General features: G+C 50.9%; 5 protein-coding genes and 1 tRNA gene. 3 read left to right on the top strand and 3 right to left on the bottom strand.

Annotated features, from left to right (window positions below; translation table 11 throughout):
• Nucleotides 1–130: 130 nt before the first annotated feature.
• Complete coding sequence (gene map, locus PPL9_RS09895) at nt 131–976, bottom strand: type I methionyl aminopeptidase (RefSeq protein WP_057462543.1); 846 nt, start codon at nt 974–976, stop codon at nt 131–133.
• Between the two features lie 378 nt (nt 977–1,354).
• On the opposite strand from map, the gene PPL9_RS09890 reads away from it, so the two are divergent.
• Both PPL9_RS09890 and PPL9_RS34775 read left to right on the top strand, forming a co-directional pair.
• Nucleotides 1,355–1,439, top strand: a tRNA-Leu gene (locus PPL9_RS09890).
• Nucleotides 1,440–1,681: 242 nt separating this feature from the next.
• A complete protein-coding gene (locus PPL9_RS34775) occupies nt 1,682–1,834 on the top strand; it encodes a YHYH domain-containing protein (protein WP_348271970.1) in 153 nt (50 codons plus the stop codon).
• Nucleotides 1,835–1,899: 65 nt separating this feature from the next.
• Here PPL9_RS34775 and PPL9_RS09885 read toward each other — a convergent pair whose 3' ends face one another.
• Entirely contained in the window at nt 1,900–2,643 is a 744-nt protein-coding gene (locus PPL9_RS09885; RefSeq protein ID WP_082596712.1) for a murein L,D-transpeptidase family protein, read from the bottom strand.
• A 350-nt stretch (nt 2,644–2,993) separates the two neighbouring features.
• Between PPL9_RS09885 and PPL9_RS09880 the strand changes: the two genes are divergently transcribed.
• Nucleotides 2,994–3,896: a LysR family transcriptional regulator gene (locus tag PPL9_RS09880; protein ID WP_057462542.1), complete on the top strand. Its 903-nt coding sequence runs from the start codon at nt 2,994–2,996 to the stop codon at nt 3,894–3,896.
• Nucleotides 3,897–3,972: 76 nt separating this feature from the next.
• Here the strand turns inward: PPL9_RS09880 and PPL9_RS09875 are convergent.
• The coding region (locus tag PPL9_RS09875; RefSeq protein ID WP_208989278.1) for an MFS transporter at nt 3,973–5,278 on the bottom strand (1,306 nt) is incomplete at its 5' end.

The following is a 5,278-nucleotide window of genomic DNA, read 5'->3' as shown; positions in this document are numbered from 1 at the left end:
AGTTGCCGGTTCGTCCAGAGGGATATGGCTCTGGAGTGCAGGCACGGTGGGTGCCTGCTCCTGAGGAGAGGGAGTTACCTCATGAAACCCGAAACTGGTTTGTTTCATTCCCCCTCCTTACTTGGTGCGGCTAAGCAGCGGCTCCGGCTTCCGGTTCCATTGGGTTGAACAGGCCTGCTGGTGATGTTGTGAAGATATCGCACCCTGTTGAGGTGATGCCGATGGAATGCTCAAACTGAGCAGACAATGTTTTGTCTTTGGTTTCAGCCGTCCAGCCGTCTTTCAGCACTTTCACATCTGGTCGTCCCAGATTTACCATTGGCTCAATTGTGAAAATCATGCCCGGCTTGAGCTCGATGCCAGAACCTTTCTGGCCGTAATGCAGAATATTTGGCATGTCGTGGAACAGCTTGCCTACGCCGTGACCGCAGAAATCGCGGACAACGGAACAACGCTCTGATTCTACGTATTCCTGGATTGCATGACCAATATCACCCGTGGTGTTGCCTGGTTTGGCAGCTTCCAGAGCACGCATCAGAGATTCGTGGGTGACTTCAATCAGGCGCTTGGCTGCTGGCTTGAGTTTGCCAACCGGATACATGCGGGAGCTGTCGCCGTGCCAGCCATCAACGATGTAGGTAACGTCGATGTTGACGATGTCGCCTTCTTTCAGCTTCTTCTTCGAGTCAGGGATGCCGTGACAGATGACGCGGTTGATGGAAGTACAGCAGGATTTGCTGAAGCCACGATAGTTCAGTGTCGCCGGAACGCCGCCGCGCTCCTTGCCAAACTTGAAAACGAAGTCATCAATTTCCTGCGTTGTGACGCCTGGTTGCACCAGCGGCACAAGTGCGTCGAGGCACTGTGCAGTCATCTGGCTTGCTTTACGCATACCTTCAAAATCTTCCTGGCTGTAGATCTTGATCTGGCCGGTATTTTTCAGGGGCGTGTTGGCAGCGTCTACGTAGTCAATCATTTTCCCGTTTTTTCCTTGTTCCGTTTCGCGCAGGGACGAACGCAGATTACATCATGAGGAACTGTAAAATGCCGTTATGCTTGCTCGCAAGCCCTGCTTCTCCGTAGAAGCTTCTCCTATTTTTTTAGGGGCATTCTAGGGAGTAATCTGGTGTTTCCCCACTTATATCGGGTATTTTTGAAAGGTGTAGCGAAAAAAGAAGGTCAGATCCTTAACTGCGCACGCATTTTATGAAGCCCGTTGCATTCCGTGGTTTCTGTCAGGATTCTATCGATTTTTTGAGGGGCTTAATCCGGGATAAGCCATAGGAACTTCTTGGATAACGGAAAAGAGGCACTTGCACGAAAGTGGTTTGCTCGTGTACTCAGGTGCCTGCAAGCGGTCGTGGTGGAATTGGTATACACAGCAGACTTAAAATCTGCCGCCCCTGGGCTTGCGGGTTCGAGTCCCGCCGTCCGCACCAAATTACTCTCCCAAAAAATTATATTGTAAACTTGCAATAGTGAGACTGTTGCACAGTTTTTTCGCCAAGAATGCGTGATGGTTTTTCAGTGCGGTTCGAAGCAATTTGCTTGTGTTGTCCTCAAAAGAAGTTTCGGCAATGCAATGGGTTATATATTTTCACCTGTTCTCTGCATGTTGTTGTTTTACCGAATATGCTGATTTTAAGAAAAATGTAATTTCCGCATTGTTGTAAGAGAACTAATGGAGCGGAAAATGCGGAAAGTTCTTGCTGGTGTATTCCTAGCAATGTTTGCAGTATCTTTAGGAGTTGGAGTAGCTGCGGCGCATAGCGGTGGGACGAATAGTGATGGATGCCATAATGATCGCAAACGTGGGACCTATCACTGCCACTAGGCTTGATAAGTAATCAATGAGGGTAGTTGGAGCATTGCTCTAGCTACCTGCTTTCGGCGTGTAGGTTAAACATCAAATCTGTAACGTTTTCCTTCTGCCGACACATCTGGTGGTATGCGGTTTTCTTCGAAGAGGTCGTAGCCCTGTTTGAGGTTGCGCCAGAAGTTCAGCCAGTTTGAGTTGGCGTGCTTGCTAAGGTTTTCCTCTGTCATCTCAAAGGGGAAGATATGGACTGGGACTGCGCCTTGTCCGTTCTGAAGGGCAGCTTCCACGAGCAGATAGATCTCCTCGATATGCTGGTTGGTCATGGCGTAGCAGCCGATGGAGAGGCAGTTACCGTGGACCATCAAGTAAGAGCCTGTGCGGTCCAGTGACTGATCAAAGGCGTTCGGGAAACCGAGATTGAAGGAGAGGTGATATCTGCTGTTCGGGTTCAATTGTCTGGCTGACACATTGTAAAAGCCCTCAGGAGACTGACCGTCGCCTTCTTTCAGCTTTGGCCCCAGATCACCAGAGTATTTGCAAATCTCCCATGATTTGTAGGGCTGATAGGTTTTGCCAGACCGGATCCATGCTTCCAGCCGGCTTTCTTCTTTAAAGACACGCAGGAAAACGGGGTTTCCCAAGGTCATTCCTTTGAAGGTCAGATCTGCGCGCAGGGCTGGCAGGCGTTCATTTTTAACTTTTGTGAGGTTTGCGGAGCCGGGCAGATCATAGGGCAAGAGTAAGTAAGTGGCGAAGACTGCCAGCATTACGAAAAAGGCTGTGCCGACTGCCCAAAGGAGCGGACGTGAAATGATTTTTGCCATGGAAGGTCCGATTGCAAATCACAGGAAACCGAGAGTGGCAGATAAGAGAGGCAATGTGGCCAAGTCATGGTTCGCACTGGAAACTCTGTGAAAAGGTCACTCTGATATTCCTGTGGCGTAAGTACGCAGCGCATTTGTTTTGCTTTTCTTTGAAAAAACAAATGCTAATGCAGTTCGCATCTAGGCAGGACCTGGTGAACTGCATTCGCGTTTTTTGCTTGCGTATATTTATCCGAAAACTGGCTACCACTTTTCGGCGATACGCTATAGTGTCCGTGCCCATTCTGATCTGATTGCTCTATTGTGCTATAGAGCGTTTCTATCAAGCGTTGTGTGAAGGGTGATCGTCCTTGGATATTCGGCAGTTACAATACCTCGTTACTCTGGCTCAGGAGCGACATTTTACGCGTGCCGCTGCGGCTTGTAATGTGACGCAGCCAACGTTGTCAGGCCGAATTCGCCAGCTGGAAATTGAGCTGGGCGTACCCATTATTGAACGTGGCAAGAAGTTTCATGGATTGACTGCGGAAGGGGAGCGCATTCTCGTTTGGGCGAAGAAGGTGCTTGCGGACTGTAATAGTTTGCGGAACGAGGTTGCGGGGAAGAGTGCCGAGGTGTTCGGCAAGGTTAATATCGGCGTTATTCCCTCAGCTGATGTTGCGACAGCCTCTCTAATTCTGGATTTGAAGAAGAGCCATCCGCATGCACATGCGACGATCCAGTTGATGAGCCATGATGAAATCCATAAGGCTCTTGAGGATTATCAGATTGATGCAGGCATCACGTACACTCAGTTCAGCGATGCAAAGAAGCACAGCAGTTTCACGCTTTATGAGGAAGACTACCGCCTGTTCATGCCAGTAGGACATCGTTTGCAAGGGGTAGACGCGGTGGAGTGGGAAACGGCTGTGAATGCCGGGGCGATGGTGGCGCTTTCGCCGAAGTTGCAAAACCGGTTGATGGTGGATAGCACGCTTCGCTTCCTCGGTGTTGAGTTGGACCCCGAGATTGAGGCAGAGACAATCCCGTCACTTGGCGGGTTCATCCGTGCGGGGTATTGCGCGATTTTGCCGGAATTTTCTGCCTTGTCGCTTGGGGCAGGAATTGTTTCCGTACCGCTGATCAAGCCAGTTGTTTCGCACAGCATTGGTATGGTGATGACAAAGCGTGAGCTGGAGCCTGCAGTTATTACGTCGTTAGCGGATTGTGCGGCTCAGTATAAGAAGCCGCTGATTCCAGAGCAGGTTGATTAGAAAAGTAGCATTGCTTTCGAGTTGCTCATAAAAAAAGCCCGCGATGATCGCGGGCTTAGTTGTTTGGGTTTGCTTTTTATTCAGCAGGCATTGGTGCAGATGTTTGTTTGCCAGATGCTGCCGGTTTTGTTGTTGTGGCCTCTCCTTCGCCCAGTGCGTCCTCAGCCATGTGATACTTGGGGTGGACTGGCTTCATGAGAAGGTTGGAGACGAGTGCTGCGACGAGCAAACCAGCCATCACATACATTGTGGTGTTGTAGAGGCTCGGAGTTGGATCAACCGTGCCTTCCGGAGCTACTTCCATCAGTCTTGAGACAGAGATGGATTTTGCTGCGATGAGCTCAGCCAGTTTCTCTTTGCCTTCACCGAAAGTCTGGAGGAATACGGCTGGATCAACTTTTTCCGCAAGCTCATGGATTTTGGTGTTTACAGACCGTTCGCGCAGGAATGTGATGAGGAATGGACCAGCAACACCTGCTGCAGACCATGCAGTGAGCAGGCGACCATGGATACCGCCGACGAATTTGGTGCCGAAGATATCTGCCAGATAGGCGGGGATTGTAGCGAAGCCACCGCCATACATGGTGAAGATGGTCATGGTGGCTGCGTAGAACATCACCAGCCACATCACGGAGGGGCTTGTACCTGCCTCCGCCGCGATGAGCGGAATGGAAAGGTATAGGAAAGAGCCCAGCACGAAGAAGACTGTGTAGGTGTTCTTGCGGCCAATATAGTCAGAGAGTGTGGACCAGCCGAGGCGACCCATAGCGTTGAAGACGGAGATCATCAAAACGTAGGTTGCGGTGAAGGCTCCGTCTACGATGGTTGGCATGCCGTTGCCGAAGATCTCGTAGATCATGGTTTTGGAAACGGAGATCACGCCAATCCCAGCTGTCACGTTGAAGCAGAGCACGATCCAGAGCTGGTAGAACTGTGGTGTCCGCAATGCTGTATCAATATGCACATGGTTGCGAGTGATAAGGCCTTGTTTTGCAGGGTCTTCCTGTGGTGGCTCCCAACCTTCCGGTTTCCAGCCCGGCGCAGGAATGCGGTAGGCGAAGGAAGCCAGGATCATTACGAAGAAGTAGACAATACCCAATGTGAGGAAGGTTGATGCTGCGCCAGTGTTGCCTGTGCCTGCTAGGTAAACGCCTGCTTGGGCACCGTCAAAGGCTGCTTCTGCTTGAGATGCACTGACGACAATGGCTTCCAGCTTCTGGCCTGCGACCTGCACGTAGCGCACACCGTTTTCTACGGTTGTTTGTACGTCAGCGAGAGGGCCGAGATAGTCAGGTGCTTTGGCATAGAGGCCCAGAAGCCAGCTTTTCAGCGGAACTGCGATGATTGCGCCGCCGCCAAAGCCCATGATAGCCATGCCGGTT

It is taken from the genome of Pseudovibrio sp. POLY-S9, assembly GCF_001431305.1.
Taxonomy (GTDB): domain Bacteria; phylum Pseudomonadota; class Alphaproteobacteria; order Rhizobiales; family Stappiaceae; genus Pseudovibrio.
The sequence above is the reverse complement of the archived record's forward strand: the minus strand, read 5'-3'. Positions and strand labels throughout refer to the sequence as shown.